Source organism: Stutzerimonas stutzeri (assembly GCF_051028275.1).
Classification (GTDB): domain Bacteria; phylum Pseudomonadota; class Gammaproteobacteria; order Pseudomonadales; family Pseudomonadaceae; genus Stutzerimonas; species Stutzerimonas stutzeri_AS.
The window spans coordinates 774,465-795,935 of sequence record NZ_CP069269.1 but is presented as its reverse complement, the minus strand read 5'-3'; the positions used below and the strand labels follow the sequence as shown (position 1 = coordinate 795,935).

General features: G+C 62.3%; 19 protein-coding genes. 5 read left to right on the top strand and 14 right to left on the bottom strand.

All coding sequences use genetic code 11. From position 1 onward, the window contains the following. Positions 1–3: 3 nt before the first annotated feature. Together tsaE and JQR87_RS03590 are read right to left on the bottom strand one after the other, a co-directional pair. A complete protein-coding gene (gene tsaE, locus JQR87_RS03595) occupies positions 4–474 on the bottom strand; it encodes a tRNA (adenosine(37)-N6)-threonylcarbamoyltransferase complex ATPase subunit type 1 TsaE (RefSeq protein ID WP_407292505.1) in 471 nt (156 codons plus the stop codon). After that, positions 462–1,961 (bottom strand): NAD(P)H-hydrate dehydratase, encoded by a 1,500-nt coding sequence (locus tag JQR87_RS03590; protein WP_407292507.1) that lies wholly within the window; start codon positions 1,959–1,961, stop codon positions 462–464. Before JQR87_RS03590 ends, tsaE begins: the two co-directional genes overlap by 13 nt. Before the next feature lie 196 nt (positions 1,962–2,157). Between JQR87_RS03590 and queG the strand changes: the two genes are divergently transcribed. Beyond that, positions 2,158–3,231 carry a tRNA epoxyqueuosine(34) reductase QueG gene (gene queG, locus JQR87_RS03585; RefSeq protein WP_407292509.1) on the top strand — a complete coding sequence of 358 codons (1,074 nt, stop codon included), beginning with the start codon at positions 2,158–2,160 and terminating at the stop codon, positions 3,229–3,231. Positions 3,232–3,411: 180 nt separating this feature from the next. After that, entirely contained in the window at positions 3,412–4,560 is a 1,149-nt protein-coding gene (locus tag JQR87_RS03580) for an aldose epimerase family protein (protein WP_407292511.1), read from the top strand. A 73-nt stretch (positions 4,561–4,633) separates the two neighbouring features. On the opposite strand, the gene dgoD is transcribed toward JQR87_RS03580, so the two are convergent. The 12 genes from dgoD to mpl form a co-directional block, all read right to left on the bottom strand. Continuing rightward, entirely contained in the window at positions 4,634–5,782 is a 1,149-nt protein-coding gene (gene dgoD / locus JQR87_RS03575; protein ID WP_407292513.1) for a galactonate dehydratase, read from the bottom strand. Between the two features lie 22 nt (positions 5,783–5,804). Next, a complete protein-coding gene (locus JQR87_RS03570; RefSeq protein WP_407292515.1) occupies positions 5,805–6,428 on the bottom strand; it encodes a 2-dehydro-3-deoxy-6-phosphogalactonate aldolase in 624 nt (207 codons plus the stop codon). Further along, positions 6,403–7,377 (bottom strand): 2-dehydro-3-deoxygalactonokinase, encoded by a 975-nt coding sequence (locus JQR87_RS03565; protein WP_407292517.1) that lies wholly within the window; start codon positions 7,375–7,377, stop codon positions 6,403–6,405. Before JQR87_RS03565 ends, JQR87_RS03570 begins: the two co-directional genes overlap by 26 nt. Positions 7,378–7,415: 38 nt before the next feature. Next, the gene (gene araH / locus JQR87_RS03560; protein ID WP_407292520.1) at positions 7,416–8,384 is read right to left on the bottom strand and encodes an L-arabinose ABC transporter permease AraH; all 969 of its coding nucleotides are present in this window, start codon (positions 8,382–8,384) and stop codon (positions 7,416–7,418) included. Positions 8,385–8,405: 21 nt separating this feature from the next. Beyond that, on the bottom strand, positions 8,406–9,920 hold the full coding sequence (gene araG, locus JQR87_RS03555) for an L-arabinose ABC transporter ATP-binding protein AraG (RefSeq protein WP_407292522.1): 1,515 nt from the start codon (positions 9,918–9,920) through the stop codon (positions 8,406–8,408). Between the two features lie 84 nt (positions 9,921–10,004). Next, positions 10,005–11,006: a substrate-binding domain-containing protein gene (locus JQR87_RS03550; protein WP_407292525.1), complete on the bottom strand. Its 1,002-nt coding sequence runs from the start codon at positions 11,004–11,006 to the stop codon at positions 10,005–10,007. A 155-nt stretch (positions 11,007–11,161) separates the two neighbouring features. Further along, complete coding sequence (locus tag JQR87_RS03545; RefSeq protein ID WP_407292528.1) at positions 11,162–11,980, bottom strand: SDR family oxidoreductase; 819 nt, start codon at positions 11,978–11,980, stop codon at positions 11,162–11,164. A 52-nt stretch (positions 11,981–12,032) separates the two neighbouring features. Beyond that, positions 12,033–12,905, bottom strand: coding sequence for an SMP-30/gluconolactonase/LRE family protein (locus JQR87_RS03540; RefSeq protein WP_407292530.1), 873 nt, complete (start codon positions 12,903–12,905; stop codon positions 12,033–12,035). A gap of 24 nt (positions 12,906–12,929) precedes the next feature. Then, on the bottom strand, positions 12,930–13,655 hold the full coding sequence (locus tag JQR87_RS03535; RefSeq protein WP_407292532.1) for a FadR/GntR family transcriptional regulator: 726 nt from the start codon (positions 13,653–13,655) through the stop codon (positions 12,930–12,932). 506 nt (positions 13,656–14,161) lie between these two features. Beyond that, on the bottom strand, positions 14,162–14,446 hold the full coding sequence (locus tag JQR87_RS03530; RefSeq protein WP_407297835.1) for a YceK/YidQ family lipoprotein: 285 nt from the start codon (positions 14,444–14,446) through the stop codon (positions 14,162–14,164). A 70-nt stretch (positions 14,447–14,516) separates the two neighbouring features. Then, entirely contained in the window at positions 14,517–15,146 is a 630-nt protein-coding gene (gene ubiX, locus JQR87_RS03525) for a flavin prenyltransferase UbiX (RefSeq protein WP_407292534.1), read from the bottom strand. A gap of 55 nt (positions 15,147–15,201) precedes the next feature. Further along, a complete protein-coding gene (mpl, locus tag JQR87_RS03520) occupies positions 15,202–16,551 on the bottom strand; it encodes a UDP-N-acetylmuramate:L-alanyl-gamma-D-glutamyl-meso-diaminopimelate ligase (RefSeq protein WP_407292535.1) in 1,350 nt (449 codons plus the stop codon). Between the two features lie 215 nt (positions 16,552–16,766). Here mpl and exaC point away from each other — a divergent pair, with 215 nt between their 5' ends. The 3 genes from exaC to JQR87_RS03505 all read left to right on the top strand — a co-directional run bounded on the left by exaC (position 16,767) and on the right by JQR87_RS03505 (position 21,301). Further along, positions 16,767–18,287, top strand: a complete 1,521-nt coding sequence (gene exaC, locus JQR87_RS03515; protein WP_407292538.1) for an acetaldehyde dehydrogenase ExaC — start codon at positions 16,767–16,769, stop codon at positions 18,285–18,287. A 157-nt stretch (positions 18,288–18,444) separates the two neighbouring features. Further along, a complete protein-coding gene (gene eat / locus JQR87_RS03510; protein ID WP_407292541.1) occupies positions 18,445–19,896 on the top strand; it encodes an ethanolamine permease in 1,452 nt (483 codons plus the stop codon). Between the two features lie 10 nt (positions 19,897–19,906). Then, a complete protein-coding gene (locus JQR87_RS03505; protein WP_407292543.1) occupies positions 19,907–21,301 on the top strand; it encodes an ethanolamine ammonia-lyase subunit EutB in 1,395 nt (464 codons plus the stop codon). Positions 21,302–21,471: the final 170 nt, after the last annotated feature.

The following is a 21,471-nucleotide window of genomic DNA, read 5'->3' as shown; positions in this document are numbered from 1 at the left end:
TGTTCATTGATTGCCGACGGTCAGGATGGAACACCAGCCTTCACCGCGCACGCCATGTGGCGTCAGGCGCAGCATACGACCGGCCCCGTGCGGGGTAATGGTAATGTCCAGGTCTGCCTTTGGCAAAATACCGGCGCCACGTTCCGGCCACTCTATCAGGCACAACGCGTCCCCTGTGAAATAGTCGCGGATGCCCAGAAATTCCAGCTCCTCGGGATCGACCAGCCGGTACAGATCAAAATGAAAGACCCGCGCCACAGGGGTTTCATAGGGTTCGACCAGCGTGAACGTCGGGCTCTTGACCTTGCCCTCATGCCCCAAGCCCCGAATCAGTCCGCGTGACAGCGTGGTTTTGCCGGCGCCGAGATCGCCATGCAAATAAATCACACCCCGACCACCGGTCGCATGGGCGATGCGTGCACCAAGCGAAAGCATAGCCTCTTCGTCCGCCGCAACAAGCGTCACTTCAAGCATGGCGAATGCTCCTCAAGCAATTGGCGAACCACTGGAATCATATCAGCGGCTGCGAGTCCCCTGCCCTGCAACCCAAGCTGCTCACCAGCAGCGGCATGCAGCCAGACCGAAAGACAGGCAGCTTCGAAGGGTTCCAGTCCCTGCGCCAACAGCGCCCCGGCGATCCCGGCCAGCACGTCGCCAAGACCTGCACTGGCCATTGCCGGATGACCGCGATCACACAGCGCCAATCGACCGTCACGGTCTGCGACCAGCGTGCCAGCGCCCTTGAGCAGCACGGTACAATCGAAACGGGCGGCCAGCGTGCGTGCCGCCGCTGGACGATCAGCCTGTACTTCAGCCACCGAGATGTCCAGCAGCCGCGCTGCCTCACCGGGGTGTGGCGTCAGTAGGCAATTGTCAGGCAACTCGACCGCGCCTGTTGCCAGCAGATTCAGCGCATCAGCATCCCATACCTGTGGGACATGACACTGCGGGGCCAAGGACAGCAGACTGCGCCCCCACGGCTGCTGTCCGAGGCCCGGCCCGATCACCAGAACATCGGCACGCGCGGTCAGTGCCGTCAGGGCATAGGTGGACTCGACACCGCTGCACATGATCTCGGGACGCCGAATCAGCGAAGCGGTAACGTGCTCGGGCCGCGTCGCCAGGGTCACCATGCCCGCCCCGCAGCGCAGCGCCGCTTCGGCCGTCAGCAAGGCAGCGCCGCCGGTACCAAGATCGCCACCAATGACCAGCACCTGACCAAAGCTGCCTTTATGAGCTGTCGGGGATCGCGGTGCGAGTTTCGGCAGGTTCGTGTTGACCAAACGCATCGCAGCATACGCGCCCTGCTCGATCTTCTGTCCATCGGCTTGCAGGTCGTCGAACACCAGCGCCCCGATCCGGTCCGGCCCTTCTCCGGTGAACAGCCCTACCTTGAGCCCGATGAATGTCACAGTGAGCTCGGCGCGCACAGCTTCACCCAGCAGGCTTCCAGTGTCGGCACACAGCCCCGACGGCAAATCGACTGCGAGGATCGGCCGCGTGCTGTCGTTCATGCTGCGAATGGCACTGGCGTAGGGCTCTCGAACCTCGCCGGAGATTCCGGTGCCGAGCAGCGCGTCGACCAGCACACCGCGAAGCTCGGCGTCAAACGACCAGGGCATGACCCGGACGCCGGCTGCCTGTGCTTCGCTGTATGCGCTGGCCGCATCGCCCTGCAATCGATGAGGGCCGCCCACCGCAAAGACCTGAACCTGACGACCGGCACGCTGCGCCAGCGCTGCGATCAGGTATCCATCCCCTGCGTTATTGCCGTGCCCCGCCAGCACGGTGATCTCCTCGACATCCGGCCACCGACGTCGCAGGGCACGCCAGGCAGCATGAGCGGCACGATGCATCAGCTCGAAACCGGACGTTCCGGCTGCGATCAGCCGAGCGTCGAGTTCACGCACCTGAGCGGCATTGTAGAGACGGCTGGGAAGTGTATCGGTGGTCTGAGACATGAATCACCCGCGCGAATATCTGGCAGAATTATACGCATGCGCCAGCTCGGCCGCCCCTGGCGCGGCGGCGGTGCATTGATAGAAAAGATTGCCGCCGCCGCAAGCCACGCGGCGAATACACTGGGTGCCGGTTCGCGAGACCGAAACAGCCAGCCCGCCCACCACACCGCCTCCGCAACGCCGACAACTCCACGCCATGTCCAGCACCACCCTCGACACCGCTGCGCTTGCCGACTCCATCAAGGAGTGGGGCCGCGAGCTCGGGTTTCAGCAAGTCGGCATTACCGGTGTCGATCTGGGCGAGCACGAGGCGCACCTTGAGCGCTGGCTGGCCGCGGGCTACCACGGCGAGATGGACTATATGGCTGCCCACGGCAGCAAACGTTCCCACCCGGAGCAGCTCGTTCCGGGAACGCTGCGAGTGGTGTCGCTGCGCATGGATTACCTGCCGGGCGACACGCGCATGGCTGAACAACTGGCGCAGCCGGAAAAGGCCTACGTGTCCCGCTACGCGCTGGGCCGCGACTACCACAAACTGATCCGCAAACGCCTGCAACAACTGGCCGATCGTATCCAGCAGGTCATCGGCCCTTTCGGGTTCCGCGCGTTCGTCGACAGCGCACCGGTGCTGGAAAAAGCCGTGGCGCAGCAGGCCGGCCTCGGCTGGATCGGCAAGAACACGCTGGTGCTCAATCGCAAGGCTGGCAGCTGGTTCTTTCTTGGCGAACTCTTCGTTGACATCGCCCTGCCGGTCGACGAGCCAACCGCACGTGACCACTGCGGCAGCTGTCACGCCTGCCTGGACATCTGCCCGACCGAGGCCTTCGTCGGCGAACGGGTGCTGGATGCGCGGCGCTGCATTTCCTATCTCACCATTGAGCTGAAGGGGCCAATCCCCGTCGAGCTTCGCTCGAAGATCGGAAACCGCGTATTCGGCTGCGATGACTGCCAGATCGTCTGTCCCTGGAACCGCTTCGCCAAGCCGACCGGGCAGAGCGATTTTCAACCGCGCCACAGCCTGGACAACGCCGAGCTGGCCACGCTGTTTCGCTGGACCGAAGACGAGTTTCTCAGCCGTACCGAAGGCTCGCCGCTGCGGCGGACCGGTTATCAGAACTGGTTGCGCAACCTGGCCGTCGGCTTGGGCAATGCACCTTCGAGCATTCCTGTACTCGAAGCACTTCAGGCACGCCGCGACGACCCGTCGGAACTGGTGCGCGAACATGTGCTCTGGGCGCTGGCACAACATGATGCACGCCGTAACGTCTGAGCTAGCACGCAGCCAGCCCCCGCTAGTCATATCGGTTTGCGTATGGCACTCACCTTATTTGGTATTGGGATGGAATGGCTCGGCTGTCTAGGCTTTCAGCCAGCGCAGCGTCGCCAAGCCCTCCTTCAGCCCTGGCGAGGTGCGTTCACGCAAAAAACAACAACAATGTCAGGTGAAGCCATGCAACCCAGATTGCTACTTAACGGAATTGCTCTCGCGCTTATGATCAGCACATTCGGCACTCAGGCCTCGGGCCTGTCCAACCAACAGGGCAGCTTTGGCAAGATGCCGGACGGCACGCCCATCGAGAAGTACACCCTGAAAAACAGCCAGGGAGTCGAAGCCGTCGTGATCACGTACGGCGGCGTGCTGCAATCGCTACTGGTGCCGGACAAAGACGGCAAGCTCAAGGACATCGTACTTGGCTTCGATGATGTCGATGGCTACATCAAGAACGGCAACGTCTATTTCGGCGCCACTATCGGGCGCTTTGGCAACCGCATTGACGATGGCCGGTTCGAACTCGATGGCACCACCTATCAGATTCCGCAGAACGATGGCAGCAACGCCTTGCACGGCGGGCCGCAGGGCTTCGACAAACGGGTCTGGGAAGCAAAGCCCGCCAATGAGGACGGCTGGGTCGGCGTCGAACTGAGCTACGTGTCGCCCGACGGCGAAATGGGTTTTCCCGGCACCCTGACTACGCACGTGACCTACAGCCTCAACGAAGAAAATGAGCTGCGCATCAAGTACCGCGCCACCACCGACAAACCCACGGTGCTGAACCTGACCAACCACAGCTACTTCAACCTCGCCGGCGCTGGCGAGCCGAGCGTGCTTGATCAGGTTGCCACGCTGTACGCCTCGCATTACACGCCTGTAACCGAGAAACTGATACCCACCGGTGAGCTGGCCGAGGTCAAGGGCACGCCGATGGATTTTCTACAGCCAACCCGTTTCGGCGCGCACATCAAGGATGATCACGAGCAGCTGAAATTCGCCGAACCCCAGGCCGGCGGCTTCGATTTCAACTGGGTACTGGACACCAATGGTGACCTCAGCAAGCTGGCGGCTGAGGTACGCGATCCCGAGTCCGGAAGGCGGCTGCTGATGTACACCACAGAGCCCGGCGTTCAGCTCTACACTGGCAACTTCCTCGACGGCAGCATCAACGGTAAAGACGGTGAGGCGTACCCGCACTGGAGCGCTTTCACGCTCGAAACGCAACACTACCCGGACTCGCCCAACCAGCCGAACTTCCCAAGTACCCGCCTCGACCCGGGTGAAACCTACACCCAGACCACTATCTACAAATTTCCCAAGCCCTGATGCAGAAAGGCCCCGCATGGGGCCTTTCTTTTATTTTCGGTCAGGGTGCATTCAACTCACCGCCGACTATCGGTCACCACTCCGCCACACTGCCGTCGGCGTGGCGCCAGATCGGGTTGCGCCAGCGGTGACCGATGCGAGCCTGCTCCATAACGTAGTCCTCGTTGATCTCGATCCCCAACCCCGGCCCGTTCGGGATCGCGACGAACCCATCCTGATATTCGAACACCTCTCGGTTGCTGATGTAGTCGAGCAGGTCATTGCCCTGGTTGTAATGGATGCCCAGGCTCTGCTCCTGAATGAACGCGTTGTAACAGACACCGTCCAGCTGCAGGCACGACGCCAGCGCGATCGGCCCGAGCGGGCAATGCAACGCCAGCGCGACGTCGTAGGCCTCAGCCATACTGGCGATCTTGCGCGTCTCGGTGATTCCGCCAGCGTGTGAGGTGTCGGGCTGGATGATGTCGACGTAGCCTTCGGCAAGGATGCGCTTGAAGTCCCAGCGCGAATACAACCGCTCACCCAGCGCGATGGGCGCGCAGGAGAGCGGCGCCAGCTCCTTGAGTGCCTCATGGTTTTCACTGAGCACCGGTTCTTCAATGAACATCGGCCGATAAGGCTCCAGTTCCTTGATCAGGATCTTCGCCATGGGCTTGTGCACGCGGCCGTGGAAATCCACGCCGATGCCGATGTCGCCACCCACCGCATCGCGCACGGCGGCCATGTTTGCCAGCACCGCATCGACCTTGGCGTGGCTGTCGACGAACTGCAGCTCCTCACTCGCATTCATCTTCACTGCGCTGAAGCCCCGCTCTACCGCATCGCGGGCAGCGTTGGCAGTATCCGCAGGGCGATCACCGCCAATCCAGGAGTACACACGGATGCGCTCGCGCACCCGGCCGCCGAGTAAGTCGCTGACGGACACGCCTAGTGCCTTGCCCTTGATGTCCCACAGCGCTTGATCGATGCCAGCGATGGCGCTCATGTGAATCGGCCCGCCGCGGTAGAAGCCGCCGCGGTACATCAGGGTCCAGAGGTCTTCGACGTTGCGCGGGTCACGCCCAACGAGGTAATCGGCCAGCTCTTCCACCGCCGCGGCAACGCTATGCGCACGGCCTTCGACGACAGGCTCGCCCCAGCCGGTGATGCCGTCATCCGTTTCGATTTTGAGGAACAGCCAGCGGGGCGGCACGACCAGCGTGGTAAGACGGGTAATTTTCATCTACATGATCTCGCATCGATGATCAGGCAATCGCCGGATGGCGGGCCTGAATGAAGGCTTGCGCCCGTCGGCCCACCTCGTCGGCGAGCATTCCCGGCGAATAGAGCGCCGAGCCGAGGCCGAAACCAACCGCCCCGGCCTGCAGATACGCCGCCATGTTGTCCGGTGTGATACCCCCCACCGGCAGCAATGCCGTGCCGGCCGGCAACACCGCCAACCAGGCTTTCATGGCACTGATACCGACCTGCTCAGCGGGAAACAACTTGAGCGCGTCGGCGCCCGCAGCCAGCGCAGCGAAGGCTTCGCTCGGCGTGGCAACACCCGGTGTGAGGTAGAGACCCGCATCCTTCGCGGTGTGCAGCACCTGAACATCGCAGTGCGGCATGACGATCAGCTGTCCTCCGGCCTCCTTGATATCGCGCACCTGCTGCACTGAAAGCACAGTGCCTGCGCCGACCAGACAATCCCCCGGCAATGTTCGGCGCAGGATTTCAATACTGCGCAACGGCTGTGGTGAATTGAGGGGGACTTCGATGATCCGTATACCGGCGCCATAGAGGACCCTGCCGATCGACTCGGCTTCCTCCGGGCGCAGGCCTCTGAGGATCGCGATAAGTCCATTAATGGCAAGCGTGCTGTCGAACATCTGCCGCTCCTGAAGTTTCGGTAGAGACCAGGCCGGCGCCTGCGGCAATTTTCCAGAGCCCGGCAGCCGTGGCCTCTGGCGCGTACCGCAGCGACTCGAAGCCGCAATATTCGAGCGCCCATAGGTAACGGGCGCACAGCGCCGAATTGCCGATAAGGACGATGGGCTGCGATGGCAGCACCTGCAGCGTCGACGTCATCGCGGCCAGCTCGTGACCGATCAACAGACCCGACAGGTAATCACCCTGAGCTGCGCCGCTGAGTTCGCCGGTCAGCACCAGCGTGCGGCTGCTGAAGATGGTCGATAGCGGACCGGCCTGCCCCTCGCTCGACCTCGCCACGCGAAGGCCTCGCTCGAAGGCCGCGGCAATGAAGGTGTCGCGAGTCACCGCTGTGCGGCCGAGGATCGTGTGGCCGAGCAGCGCCTGATAGACCTCGCCTGTCATGAATGTCTGGAAACGGCTGATCTGCTCTCCCTCCACAGTGACCCATTTGCTGTGGCTGCCCGGCAGGCCGATCAGCAGAGGCGATGAGTGATCGGCATCGTCGTCCAGGAGACCGAACACCTGGGTTTCCTCGCCACGCATCACGTTGGGTAAGGCGCCGCTCTGGATTACGCCGGGCACCAGCCATAGCGGCATGCCCTGCGGGCGTTCTACGGGCACCAGCCTGAGACCACCGGCCGCAAGCGGCGCCTCGACATAGCCGGCCTCTCGCCAGCCTTGGGCGCTGCCAACCATTCCGCAGGCGATGATGGGGGCCTCGGGTGCCGCCCTCTGCCAGTCGCCACAGGTCTGCTCCAGTGAGCGCTCGAAGCCGGCCTCGCTGCCGTCGAGCTGCATGACACCTAGGGGCAGGCTGCGCACGTCCAGCGTTTCGCCGGCCGCACCGAGCCGATAAGCGCGCAGTGAACTGGTGCCCCAGTCCAGCGCGATCAGGTGTGTGTTCACGAAAATTCTCCAGCGCACCGCATGCGGTGCGATCGGGATCAGCGCTGCTTGAGCCGATCAATAATCACTGCTAGCAACAAGATCGTGCCGCGGATGACGTACTGGTAGAAGGTGTCGATATTCTTCAGATTCATCGCGTTTTCGATGATGGCGAGAATAAGCACTCCCGCGATTACATGGCGAATCATGCCGATGCCGCCACTGAGCGAGACGCCTCCCAGCACACAGGCGGAAATCACCGTCAGCTCGAAGCCCTGGCCGATCATCGGTTGCCCCGACGTCATCCGCGACGCCAGGATCACCCCGGCCAGCGCACCGATCAGGCCATGCACGGCGAAGATGATGATCTTGGTGCGATCAACGTTGACCCCCGCCAGCAGCGCCGCTTCCTGATTGCCGCCGATGGCCATGGTGTTGCGGCCGTAGGTGGTGTAGTTGAGCAGCCAGCCGAAGAAGGCGAAGCAGACGATGGTGATCAGGATTGGCACCGGCACGCCGAACAGGCTGCCATTACCGAACAGAAAGAAATCCTCCTGCATCACACCCACGGCTTTGCCGTTGGAGAAGATATAGGCCAGCCCGCGCACGATCTGCATGGTCGCCAGCGTGGCGATCAACGCGTTGATACGCAGCTTGGCGATCACGATGCCGTTGATCAGCCCGACCACCAGCCCCATCGCCAGCGCCGCCGAGACGCCGAGGAACACGCTCTCGGTATCGCGCATCACCACCGCTGCCACAACACCAGCGCAAGCAATCACCGAGCCGACCGACAGGTCGAAGTGCCCCGATGCCAGGCAGAACAGCATCGTGCAGGCGGCAATGCCCACCGTTGAGATCGCCAGACCGAGGCCGCGCATGTTCAAGGGCGAGAGGAAGTTATCGATGAAGATTGCCGACAACGCGAAGATGCCGACCGCCGCCAGCACCATGACCCAGTCGTCGAGGAAGCGGCGCATGTTGAGACCCTGCCGCGGCGCAGCCAGAGCGTTTTGTTGAGCAGACATAGAGCACCTCATCATTGTTGTTCAGCCGCGCGAGCGCGGGAGTGCCAGTTGAAGCAGGCGGGACTCTTCGGCCTGGTCGCGAGCGACTTCGCCAGTGATCGCACCCTCGCTCATTACCAGGATGCGATCGGAGATACCGATGACTTCCATCAGGTCGCTGGAGACGACGATCACTGCGATACCGCTCGCCGCGAGATCATGGATGATCTGGTAGATCTCGGCCTTGGCACCGATGTCGATGCCGCGGGTGGGCTCGTCGAGCAGCAGCACTTTCATTGGCATGGAAAGCCAGCGCCCCAGGATCACCTTCTGCTGATTACCGCCGGAGAGGAAAACGATCTGCTGATCGGGCGATGGCGTCTTGATGTTCAGCGCACGGATTTGCCGGTCGGCGTTCTCGCGCTCCCAGCGGCCCTGTACCAAACAGCCCAGGCGAGCATTGTGACCGCGCGCGCCGATATTGATGTTTTCCGCCACGCTGCCCAGCGGCACAATGCCTTCTTTCTTGCGGTCTTCCGGGCAGAGCAGGATCCCCGCTGAAATGGCGTCGCGTGCGGATTTGAGCTTCAGCGGCTGGCCGTCGAGCTGTACCGTACCGGCCTGGTGCGGAGCCAGCCCGGCCAGCAAACGCAGCAGCTCGGTACGCCCTGCGCCGACCAAACCAAAGAAACCGAGCACTTCGCCACGGCTGACCGAGAAACTCACCGGTTCCTGTAGGCCGTGCCCGAGCAGACCCTCGACCCGCAGCGCCTCGCCCTGCTGCTCGCGCGGACGGTAGTTGTAGATGTCCTGGATATCGCGCCCGACCATGCAGGTCACCAGCTCGTCATGGGTCAGCGTTGTCATATCGTCAAATGTGCAGACGAAACGGCCGTCCTTGAACACCGTGACCGCGTCGCAGATACGGAAGATCTCTTCCATCCGGTGCGAGACGTAAAGCACCACTCGCCCCTCGTCCCGCAACCGGCCGATGATCGTCATCAGCCGCTCGATTTCCCGCGCCGACAGGCTGCTGGTGGGTTCGTCAAAGGCGATCACATGGGCATTGCGCGACATCGCTTTGGCAATCTCCACCAGTTGCCGCTGCCCCAGCGACAGGCTGCCCAGGCGGGCAGCAGGGTCGATCTCATCCGCAAGCCCTTTGAGCAGTTCACGCGCCTGGCGCAGCATCGCCCCGCGATTGACCAGCCCGAAGCGCGACGGCATGTGCCCGAGCATCAGGTTTTCGGCCACGCTCATCTCCGGCACCAGATGCAGCTCCTGATGAATCACCGCAACGCCGCTGGCAATGCTCTCGCCAGCTGAGCGGAATGCCAGGCTGCGCGTACCGATCTGCAGATCACCACTGCTTGGCTGGTAAGCGCCGCCGAGAATCTTCAGCAGCGTGGATTTGCCAGCGCCGTTCTCGCCCATCAGCGCGTGCACGGTGCCGGGCCGCGCCTCGAAGCTGATTTCCGATAGCGCGCGCACGCCTGGGAAATTCTTGCCGATGCCATTGAAACGCAGGCTGTCGCCCGCCTTGACTTGTTGAAACATGGAGCGTCTCCACCCCCGCCCGTTCGACCGGGCGAGTTCGATGCTGAAATCGGCCTGTGGCCAGGCCTCCCGAGATGAGCCGGCTTATTTCCAGAGGCCGATCTTTTCCAGCTCTTCCTGAAAGTTCTCACGAGTAATCAGGGTGACTTCGTCCATCGCCGTGTACTTCGGCGGTTCCTTACCAGTGGTGACCCACTCGTACATCATCCGCGCGGTTTCGTAGCCCTCGATGTGGGGACTCGGCAGCATCGAGCCGTAGAAGCCGCTGTTCTCTTTTTTCAGCTCGCCGATGGCGTCAGTGCCATTGATGCCGATACCGATCACGTTCTCGGCGCTGAAACCAGCGCTTTCGGTGGCGCGTACGCCGCCCAGCACGGTGTTGTCGTTCATGCCGCCGATGATCAGGTGCTTCGCCCCGCGCGGCAGCTTCACCAGCGCCGAGGTCGTGGCGTTCATGCTGCCTGGCACGTCAAGGGTTTTCTGTGGAGTGAAGAGGATGTGATCCTCGGGGAAGCCGGCTTTCTTCAGCGCATCCACCGAACCGTCAGTGCGCTTCTTGCCGGTGTCGAGTTCGTTGTAGGTATTGATGACTGCGTAGGTATCTTTCCAGTCCCAGCCACGCTTCTTGGCTTCTTCAGCCATGGCCGCGCCCTGTTTCTGGCCCACTTCAAAGGCAGCCATGCCAAGGTATGGCACGTCTTCCATGGGCTGCCCCTTGGCATCTACGAATCGATCGTCCACGGCCATGACCTTGAGATCGTTGAACTTGGACTTGGCAACGATGGCCGGGCCTAGCGCTACGTCAGGCGGGCAGATAACAAAGCCCTTGGCGCCGTTTGCAGCGAGGCTGTCGATGGCGGAGAGAGTCTTTTCGCCATCCGGAACGGCGATCTTGAGCAGGGTGAACCCGTGTTCTTTCGCAGCCTTCTCGGCAAAGGCCCATTCAGTCTGGAACCAAGGTTCCTCGGGCTGTTTCACCAGAAAACCGATCTTGACCTCTTCTTCGGCCAGGGTCGCACCAGCGAAACTCATCGCGCCAACAAGCGCGGCACAGCAAAGCGAACGGATCCCGAAAGACCGGAACATAGCTACCTCCATTGTTCTTATTGAATAGCTTTTTTGTTGAATAGCTTTTGTTGACTCGTCAGGGTCCATCACCCTGATCCGTCACCACCGAATGCTTTGCTGGCGGCTTACTGCAGGGCCGCGCGCAGCCCTCTTGAATCGAAACCTCGTTGTTCTCAATCGTGGTAGAGCACAGAACGCCCGCCATCGATGGTGATGCAGGCAGCGTTGATGAACGGCGCCTCGTCGGTGGCAAGGAACAGCGCGGTCATTGCCACCTCGATCGGCTGGCCGATGCGCCTCGGCGGGTGCATGTCGAAGGCGCGCTGACGCTCGGCGTGCGGGTCGGCGAAATCGTTCCAGTAATCGACGTTGAGCTGCGTCTCGATGTAGCCCGGCGCAATGGCATTTACGCGAATGCCTTTGGGCGCATATTCGATACCCAGCGCGCGGGTCAGCCCGAGCAGGCCGTGCTTGGCGACCGGGTAGGGGAAGCAGCCGGGAATGATGTTGGTCGAGTGCACCGAGGCGATGTTGATGATGTTGCCGACGCCGCGCTGGACCATGTGCGGCAGGGCCGCCTTGCAACCGAACCAGACGCCGTCCAGATCAATCGAGAAGCAACGCCGCCAGTCTTCTTCGGTCATTTCCAGCGGATCGCGGAACACGTTGACGCCTGCACAGTTGACCAGCACATCGACTTGGCCGTAGAGCTCGATCGCCAGCCCGACCAGCGCTTCTAGCTCGGCGGGTTTTGTGACATCGGTTTGAAGGGCATGCACCTCACCGCCCCGCTCTCGCCAGCCGGCGGCAACCCGCTCGGCCTTCTCGCCCTGGATGTCACCGATCACGACCTTGGCCTGCTGCGCCTGAAAGCAGGCCACAATGGCCTCGCCGATGCCCTGGGCACCGCCGGTGACTACCACGACCTTGCCTTTCAGGCGCTCGCCGCGTTGGGGTTCGGGTGTTGGTGGCAATGAAAGCGGTGAGGCCATGTGAACAACTCCTAAGCAGTCAAGGGGCCGCAGCGCGGCCGGATAAAACAGGTCAGCCGCCGAAGCGTGTACAGGGCAGCCCGACGATGCCGACGTCGGCCTTCAGCACAGCGCCGTCCAAATCATTTGCCGCCTCACCTGGCCTTGCAGAGGTCACGTACAAATGGGTCAGATCGGGCCCGCCGAACACGCAGCTGGTGGGATGACTGACAGGCAACTCGACAACGCGATCCAGGCAGCCGTCCGGAGCGAAGCGCAGCAAGCAATGTCCGCCCCAGCGCGCATTCCAGACGTAGCCTTCGGCGTCCATGGCCGATCCATCGGGCACGCCACGCGGATGCGGGCCGACCCAGGTAGTCCGATCGATCAGACGCCCGTCATCTGCGATGCAATGGAGATGCAGCGATTCATCCAGCGTGTCGCCACAGATGACGCGATCACCCGCCTCGTTCCACAACAACGTATTGACGATGCCCTGATCGCTGAGCAGCTGTGTGACCGAGCCATCCGGGTCCACCCGGAACAGCCCACCGGAGCGCCGTGCAATCGGAATATCGCCGCCGTCGTCGGCAATGTTGTTTTGCATGGTGCCGAGCCAGAGCCGCCCCTGCGCATCGCAGCGCGCTTCGTTGGCACGGTTGCCGGGCGTGGCGTCAGCGATACAGAACCGTGTGAGTTCGGCCTCGGTAGCGTTTGAATCGAGGCGATACACGCCACTGGCAAGTGTCACCAGCGCATCGCCGCTCGCGCAGGGAATGAAGGCCGATACCGGCTCAGCCAGGGGCCATTGCTGATAGCCGTCCGGGCTCAATCGGCACGCCAACCGGCCGACGATGTCCGCCCAGTAGAGCGTCTGATCTGAAGCATCCCAGAACGGACCCTCAGCCAGCGTGTAGCGTTGTTGCGAGATGGGCAGCCATTGCATGGTCGCACTCCGCTTTCATTATTCTTATGGTGCAGTCTGCTCGCCGCGTGAAACGACCAGCTCCGGGTAGTGGCGTGAAATGGTGAGGGCGGCGCGCTCGATTAGCGTCATGCACGCCCAGACCCCGCGCGCGCCGTCGCGGTTGGCGATGGCGTCGGCAATTTCCTTGTGCAACGGAAGGGTTAGCCCGAGCTCGTCAGGGACCGTCGAGGACACCTCGAAGGACACCGCCAACAATGCGCCCAGCGCCGGCACCATGCGTTCAATGAACTGGTTGTGGCTGGCCGCAAGCACCGCCTCGTGGAAGAGTTTGTCGGCACGGTTGTAGTCATCCTTGTCGCCCAGGGATGCGGCAAGCACCTGGTAGGCAGCCTGGATCTCCGCGATCTGCTTGGGCGTGGCGCGCTCGCATGCCCAGCGCACGGCGGTCGGCTCTATGGTTCGCCGCAGGTCGATCAAGTCCATCACGAAGCTTTCCGGCAGGCCGTTCTCGGCCAGCCAGCCTACGACCTGCACATCGAACAGGTTCCAGGAACGCACCGGGGTCACTCGCGTACCCACCTTCGGGCCGACGTCGAGCATGCCCTTGGCCACCAGCGTCTTGATCGCCTCACGGATCACAGTGCGGCTCACGCCCAGCTCTTCGCAAAGGCCGGCCTCGACCTTAAGCGCCTCGCCCGGCTGCACCTTGCCTGATGCGATCCAGGAGCCGAGCCATTCCACCGTTGCGCTGTGATAGTTGTTCGACATGCGAGCCTCGGTACGGCTGCCTTTGGATCTATTGAACCCTATCATCATATGATTGACTGTCAAACGTGGCGGTCGCCTTTGATCGCTAATTAGCCCGAACGGTTGAGCAAACGCCCCGGGGACGTTTGAATTCGGGTTAGCCAGCGGCCCCGCAAAAGGCGCTGCTGCGTTGAAACGACGAGAGATACAGGGCTTTTTCAGGCACCAGCGGCCGTCGCGCGCCACCCAAGCGAAAGCAGGCTCGGCGAGGCACAAATCATATGAATGGTGTGTCGCGCTCGCGTCACTGCTCCACTGGCGGCTCGCGATCAGGCCAGGCCTCATCGTCTTACCCTCGCTGTTCTTGTTCTTCGTGGTGGCCAAGTTGGCCCCTGTATGTCACAACTCTAAGAACCGCCAAGCCGGCTGCCTAATGACAGCCACTGATCTGGCGATAACCGTTTCTTATCGGTTTAGAAGCGAACAGCGAATGTCAGGGCTGACCAGCGCTTGTGCAGGCCGAAGCGCTAGAGGCCGCCCTGCACGTTGAGCCCCAGCCCAAGCATCGCGGCGAGCGAAAGCGGCAGAAGGAGTGTGTCGAGCAACAGGCTGGCCGGCAGGTCGACTGCCGCATGCCTGGGCGCCTCGGCACCGAAACGGTCCAGCGGACAGCAGCCACCGTTGAGGCTGTACCAGTCCAGGCGAGTTCCGGAATAGACAATTGGCGCGCCGGGCTTGCCGGCGTCGAGCGTGCGTACCGTGGCGCATCCAGAGAGCAGCAGGACCGTCAGCAGCGTCGAGCCGAATCGCATGGATGGTGGCTTCATAAACGCCTCACTCCTGCAATCATTCTTACCGAGGCGTGCCTGTCTCGCTGCGGGATCAATCGTCCGTGACGATATGGTGCTCGCCCCAGCGTGGCAGCATGTCCTGCGGGATATTCAGCAGATTCAAAATCCGCGCCACAACGAAATCGACCAGATCATCGATGGTCTGCGGCTGATGATAGAAGCCTGGCGACGCCGGCAATATCGTCGCACCGAGGTTGGACAGCTTGAGCATGTTTTCGAGATGAATGCTGGAATACGGGGCTTCCCTCGGCACCAGGATCAACTGGCGGCGCTCCTTCAGGGCCACATCTGCCGCGCGTTCGATGAGGTTGTTGCATGCCCCGGTGGCAATCGCTGACAGGGTGCCGGTCGAGCACGGCACCACCACCATCGCAGTCGGCGCACCTGAACCGGACGCCGGCGGGGCCATCCAGTCTTCCTTGGCGAACACGCGAATCTGCCCTGACGCGGCACCCGTGTATTCGGACAGAAATGCCTGCATGGCCTGCGGTTTGGCCGGCAGCGCCACGTCGGTCTCGGTCGCCATCACCAGTTGCGCCGCTTTAGAGATCAGGAAGTGCACCTCGCGGTCTTCCTGAATCAGGCAATCGAGCAGGCGCAGGCCATATTGCGCGCCTGATGCGCCGGTCATGGCGAGGGTGATGCGTTCCGGTCCAGTCATTTACCCGCTCCCTTGTTGTCTTGTTTTTTTTGGTGGACTGAAGGTCGCATGCGCCTTACGCCAACGCCTCGGCCAATTTCTTGTGCAACCCACCGAACCCACCATTGCTCATCACCACAACCTGCGTACCCGGCGTGGCATCGGCTTTGACCTTGGTGATGATTGCGTCAAGTGAGTCGCATACGGTGGTCTCGACCGGCGAGCCGGCGACCGTAGCGGCCAGGCCCCAGCCGAGATTCGGCGGCGCGTACCAGATAGCCTGATCGGCCAACGCGACCGATTCGGCCAAGCCTTCACGGTGAGCGCCGAGCTTCATCGAGTTGGAACGCGGTTCAACCACCGCGATGATTGGCGTATCGCCGACACGCTTGCGCAGCCCATCAAGCGTGGTGGCGATGGCGGTCGGGTGATGGGCGAAGTCATCGTAGATGGTCACGCCGTTGACTTCGGCGACCTTCTCCATGCGCCGCTTGACGCTGCGAAACTCGCTCAGCGCCTCGGCGCCCTGCTTCGGCAACACGCCGACGTGCCGCGCTGCGGCCAGGGTCGCCAGCGCATTGTTCACGTTGTGCTGGCCGGTCAGCTCCCAATCGACCACGCCCTGTACGGCGCCGTCGAAGATTACTTCGAAGCGCGAGCCGTCAGCGCTGAGCAGGTTGGCCTGCCATTGCCCGCCTTCGCCCGTAGTCTGCACCGGCGTCCAGCAGCCCATGCCGACCACGCGCTTGAGCGCTTCCTCGGACTGCGGATGGATGACCAGTCCTTCGCTCGGAACGGTGCGCACCAGATGGTGGAATTGCCTTTCTATCGCAGCGAGGTCCGGGAAGATGTCAGCGTGATCGAATTCCAGATTGTTCAGAATCGCGGTGCGGGGGCGGTAGTGAACGAACTTGCTGCGCTTGTCGAAGAAGGCGCTATCGTACTCGTCCGCCTCGACCACGAAGAACGGCGTACCGCCCAGCCGGGCGGAGATACCGAAGTTCTGCGGCACGCCGCCGATGAGAAAGCCGGGGCTCATGCCGGCATGCTCCAGCACCCAGGCCAACATACTGCTGGTGGTGGTCTTGCCATGAGTGCCGGCGGCAGCCAGTACCCAGCGCCCCTGCAATACATGGTCAGCCAGCCACTGCGGGCCGGAGACATAGGGCAAGCCCTTGTTCAGCACGTATTCGACCGCTGGGTTTCCACGCGTCATCGCGTTTCCCACCACGACGAGATCAGGCGCAGGCTCCAGATGGGCCGGCTCGTACCCCTGCATCAACTCGATGCCCTGAGCCTCCAGCTGGGTGCTCATGGGCGGATAGACGTTGGCATCTGAGCCGGTGACGCGGTGGCCCAGTTCCTTGGCCAGCACCGCGAGCGAACCCATGAAGGTGCCGCAAATGCCGAGAATATGGATATGCATGAATGACCTCTGAAAAACGCCGCGCCGGGCAAAACGGATCAGGCGGCACAGCTGCGCCTGTCAGCGCCGAAAACTGCGGCGCAGATTAGCACAGCACCCGTGCTACCAATGACCGACCAGCGGTACACCGCACGTCGCCTCGTCTGCCGACGAACGGAGCCTGTTCTACGCTGTGAGACAGCAGTCCCACACTATTACAAGACCGGAGACTCACCATGCGTTACGCCCATCCCGGCAGCGAAGGCGCTGTCGTTTCCTTCAAGTCCCGTTACGGCAACTTCATCAACGGCGAGTTCGTCGAGCCGGTCAACGGTCAGTACTTCACCAACCTGTCCCCGGTGAACGGCCAACCCATCGCAGAGTTTCCGCGCTCCGACGCCGCGGACATCGAGAAGGCGCTGGACGCCGCTCACGCCGCGGCCGATGCCTGGGGCAAAACCAGCGTCCAGGCGCGCTCGCTGATCTTGCTCAAGATCGCCGACCGCATCGAGCAGAACCTGGAAATGCTCGCCATCACCGAAACCTGGGACAACGGCAAGGCGGTGCGCGAAACCCTGAACGCCGACATCCCGCTCGCTGCCGATCATTTCCGCTATTTCGCCGGCTGCATACGTGCGCAGGAAGGCACCGCAGCCGAGATCGACGAGCACACGGCGGCCTATCACTTCCACGAGCCGCTGGGCGTCGTCGGGCAGATCATCCCCTGGAACTTCCCCATTCTCATGGCAGCCTGGAAGCTCGCCCCGGCGCTGGCAGCCGGAAACTGCGTGGTCCTGAAGCCCGCCGAGCAAACGCCGCTGGGCATCGCCGTGCTGATGGAAGTCATCGGTGACCTGCTGCCGCCTGGTGTGCTCAACGTAGTGCAGGGCTACGGGCGCGAAGCCGGCGAAGCCTTGGCCAGCAGCAAGCGCATCGCAAAAATCGCCTTCACCGGCTCCACCCCGGTGGGCTCGCACATCATGAAACGCGCGGCTGAGAGCATCATCCCGAGCACCGTAGAGCTGGGCGGCAAGAGCCCGAACATCTACTTCGAAGACATCATGCAGGCCGAGCCGACCTTCATCGAAAAAGCCGCCGAGGGCCTGGTGCTGGGCTTCTTCAACCAGGGCGAGGTCTGCACCTGCCCGTCACGCGCCCTGGTGCAGGAGTCGATCTACGGGCCGTTCATGGAAGCGGTGATGAAGAAGGTCTCGCAGATCAAGCGTGGCGACCCACTGGACACCGACACCATGGTGGGCGCACAGGCCAGCCAACAGCAATTCGACAAGATCATGTCCTATCTGGACATTGCCAAGCAGGAAGGCGCTGAGGTGCTCACTGGCGGTGCCGCCGAGAAGCTCGAAGGCTCGCTCGCGACTGGTTATTACATCCAGCCGACCCTGCTCAAGGGCACCAACCAGATGCGCGTGTTTCAGGAGGAAATCTTCGGCCCGGTCATCGGGGTTACCACCTTCAAGGACGAAGCCGAAGCGCTGGCCATCGCCAACGATACCGAGTACGGCCTGGGTGCAGGTGTCTGGACCCGCGACATCAACCGCGCGTATCGCATGGGCCGGGCGATCAAGGCCGGTCGCGTCTGGACCAACTGCTATCACCTCTATCCAGCGCATGCGGCGTTCGGCGGTTACAAGAAGTCCGGCGTCGGACGCGAAACCCACAAGATGATCCTCGACAGCTACCAGCAGACCAAGAACCTGCTGATCAGTTACGACATCAACCCCCTGGGCTTCTTCTAGCCCTCTAAGAGTGCCCGCCCGTGCCGCAAGGCGTCGGGCTGGTGCACCCGTGGCTGCCCTTTGACTCCGGAGGCCCCAAACATCCTAGAAAACAGCAAAGGCACAGCGCTTGCTTTAACGACTCTGCCGTACCCGAACCCATCAAAGGATGATTCCCATGGCTCTCGAACACAGCAGTGCGACACCCCCAACACACGCCATCGATTTCGAAGCAGTTGGCAGTGCCTATTTCAAGGAACGCGAACTCAAGAAAGGCGCCGCCGGTTGGGTGCTGCTGGTGGGCCTTGGCGTGGCCTATGTCATCTCGGGGGACTACGCCGGCTGGAACTTCGGCCTGGCCCAGGGTGGTTGGGGCGGGCTGTTCATCGCCACGCTGCTGATGGCGACCATGTACCTGTGCATGTGTTTTTCGCTGGCCGAACTCTCTTCGATGATTCCCACCGCCGGCGGCGGTTATGGCTTTGCCCGAAGCGCGTTCGGCCCGCTGGGAGGCTTTCTCACCGGTACGGCGATCCTGATTGAATACGCCATCGCGCCGGCGGCAATCGCCGTGTTCATCGGTGCCTATTGCGAGTCGCTGTTCGGCATCGGCGGTTGGGCGATCTACCTGGCGTTCTATGTCATCTTTATCGGCATCCATATCTTCGGCGTCGGCGAGGCGCTGAAGCTGATGTTCATCATCACCGCGATCGCCGCGCTGGCCCTTGCAGTGTTCATCGTCGCAATGGTGCCGCACTTCTCGGTCGACAAGTTGCTGGACATTGCGCCAACCACGGCCGCCGGCGCCAGCAGCTTCCTACCCTATGGCTACGTTGGCATCTGGGCGGCGATTCCCTACGCGATCTGGTTCTTCCTTGCCGTCGAAGGCGTGCCGCTGGCAGCCGAGGAAACCAAGAACCCACAGCGCGACATGCCACGCGGGCTGATCGGCGCCATGCTGATCCTGGTTGCCTTTGCCGGACTGATCCTGCTAGTGGGCCCTGGTGGAGCGGGTTCGAGCACCTTGGTGGCATCCGGCAACCCACTGGTTGAAGCGCTGACCACCGCCTACGGTTCGTCGACCTGGATGAGCGGCTTCGTCAATCTGGTCGGCCTGGCTGGCCTGATTGCCAGCTTCTTCTCGATCATCTACGCCTACTCGCGACAGATCTTCGCGCTGTCGCGTGCCGGCTACTTGCCACGCAAACTGTCGTTGACCAACAAGAACAAGGCACCGGTCATGGCGTTGATCATCCCAGGGGTGATCGGCTTCCTGCTCTCACTCACCGGCCAGGGCGACCTGCTGATTCTCGTCGCAGTGTTCGGCGCGACCATCTCCTACGTCTTGATGATGGCCTCGCACATCGTTCTGCGGATGCGTCGGCCGGATCTGCATCGCCCCTACAAGACCCCTGGCGGCGTACTGACCTCTGGCGTCGCGCTGGTACTGGCCTGCCTTGCGGTGGTCGCGGGATTCCTCGTCGACCCCCGCGTCGTGATCGCTGCGGCGGTGATCTATGGAATCTTCATCGCCTATTTCGCCCTCTACAGTCGGCACCACCTGGTGGCCGGCACGCCGGAAGAAGAGTTTGCGGCGATCGAGAAGGCTGAAGCCGCGTTACACAAATAAGGGGGGTGTTATGGCGGGCTACACGCACAGCGTAGGCGGCACGAACTGGCGCTTCGACAGCCTGCGAGAGGTCATGGCCAAGGCCAGCCCGACGCGCTCCGGCGACGTTCTCGCCGAAATCGCGGCGGGCAGCGATGCCGAGCGCGTCGCCGCGCAGATGTGCTTGGCCCACACTCCGCTCAAGCGTTTTCTGGACGAAGCGCTGATCCCGTACGAGACCGACGAGGTCACCCGCCTGATCATCGACAGCCACGACACTGAAGCCTTCGCTCCGGTCAGTCACCTGACCGTGGGCGACTTTCGCAACTGGCTGCTGGGCCATGACGCTGACGAGACAAAACTGGCAGCCCTTGCGTCGGGGCTAACGCCGGAGATGGTCGCAGCGGTGTCGAAGATCATGCGCATACAGGACTTGATTCTGGTAGCACAGAAGGTCCGCGTGGTGACCCGCTTTCGCAACACCATCGGCCTGCGGGGACGCATGTCCACACGCCTGCAGCCCAACCACCCCACCGACGACGGCGCGGGCATCGCAGCCAGCATTGTCGACGGTCTGCTCTACGGCAACGGCGATGCGGTCATCGGCATCAACCCCGCCACCGACAGCACCAGTGGCATCTGCGAGCTGCTGAAGATGCTCGACGCGGTCATCAGCCGCTACGAGATCCCCACCCAGGGCTGCATCCTCACCCACGTCACTACATCGATCGAGGCGATCAACCGTGGCGCGCCGCTGGATCTGGTATTCCAGTCCATCGCTGGCACCGAAGCGGCGAACACCAGTTTCGGAATCAACCTGGCGGTGCTGCAAGAAGGTTACGAGGCCGGCCTGTCGCAGAAGCGCGGCACGGTCGGCGACAACCTGATGTACTTCGAAACTGGCCAGGGCAGCGCTTTGTCGGCCAATGCTCATCATGGCGTCGACCAGCAAACCTGTGAGGCGCGCGCCTATGCCGTGGCCCGCAAATTCAAACCGCTACTGGTGAATACCGTGGTCGGCTTTATAGGCCCGGAGTATCTCTACAACGGCAAGCAAATCATCCGTGCAGGCCTGGAAGATCACTTCTGCGGCAAGCTGCTTGGCGTGCCCATGGGTTGCGACATCTGCTACACCAACCACGCCGAAGCCGATCAGGACGACATGGACATGCTGCTGACCCTGCTGGGCACGGCCGGCATCAACTTCATCATGGGCATTCCAGGCTCGGATGACGTGATGCTGAACTACCAGACCACCTCCTTCCACGATGCGCTTTACCTGCGTCAAAGCATGGGCCTGCGCCCCGCGCCGGAATTCGAGCAATGGCTTGCCAAGATGGAAATCCTGCGGCAGGACGGCGGGCGACTGCAGATGGGTGAGCAACTTCCGCCCGCCTTTCGCCGGTCGCTGGAGCGAATGGCATGACGCCTTTGGGCCGGAACCGCCTGACGAAGACTGGTCCAGCGTGCACGTCTCGGATCGCCAGCAAAGATTGGGCGCCCCCTCGCACCTACAGGTGCTGTACGGCCTGTGTCTCGTAGGGGCCAGCTTGCTGGCGATCAAATAGCTGTGAGGGCGAACTTGCCCGCCTACCT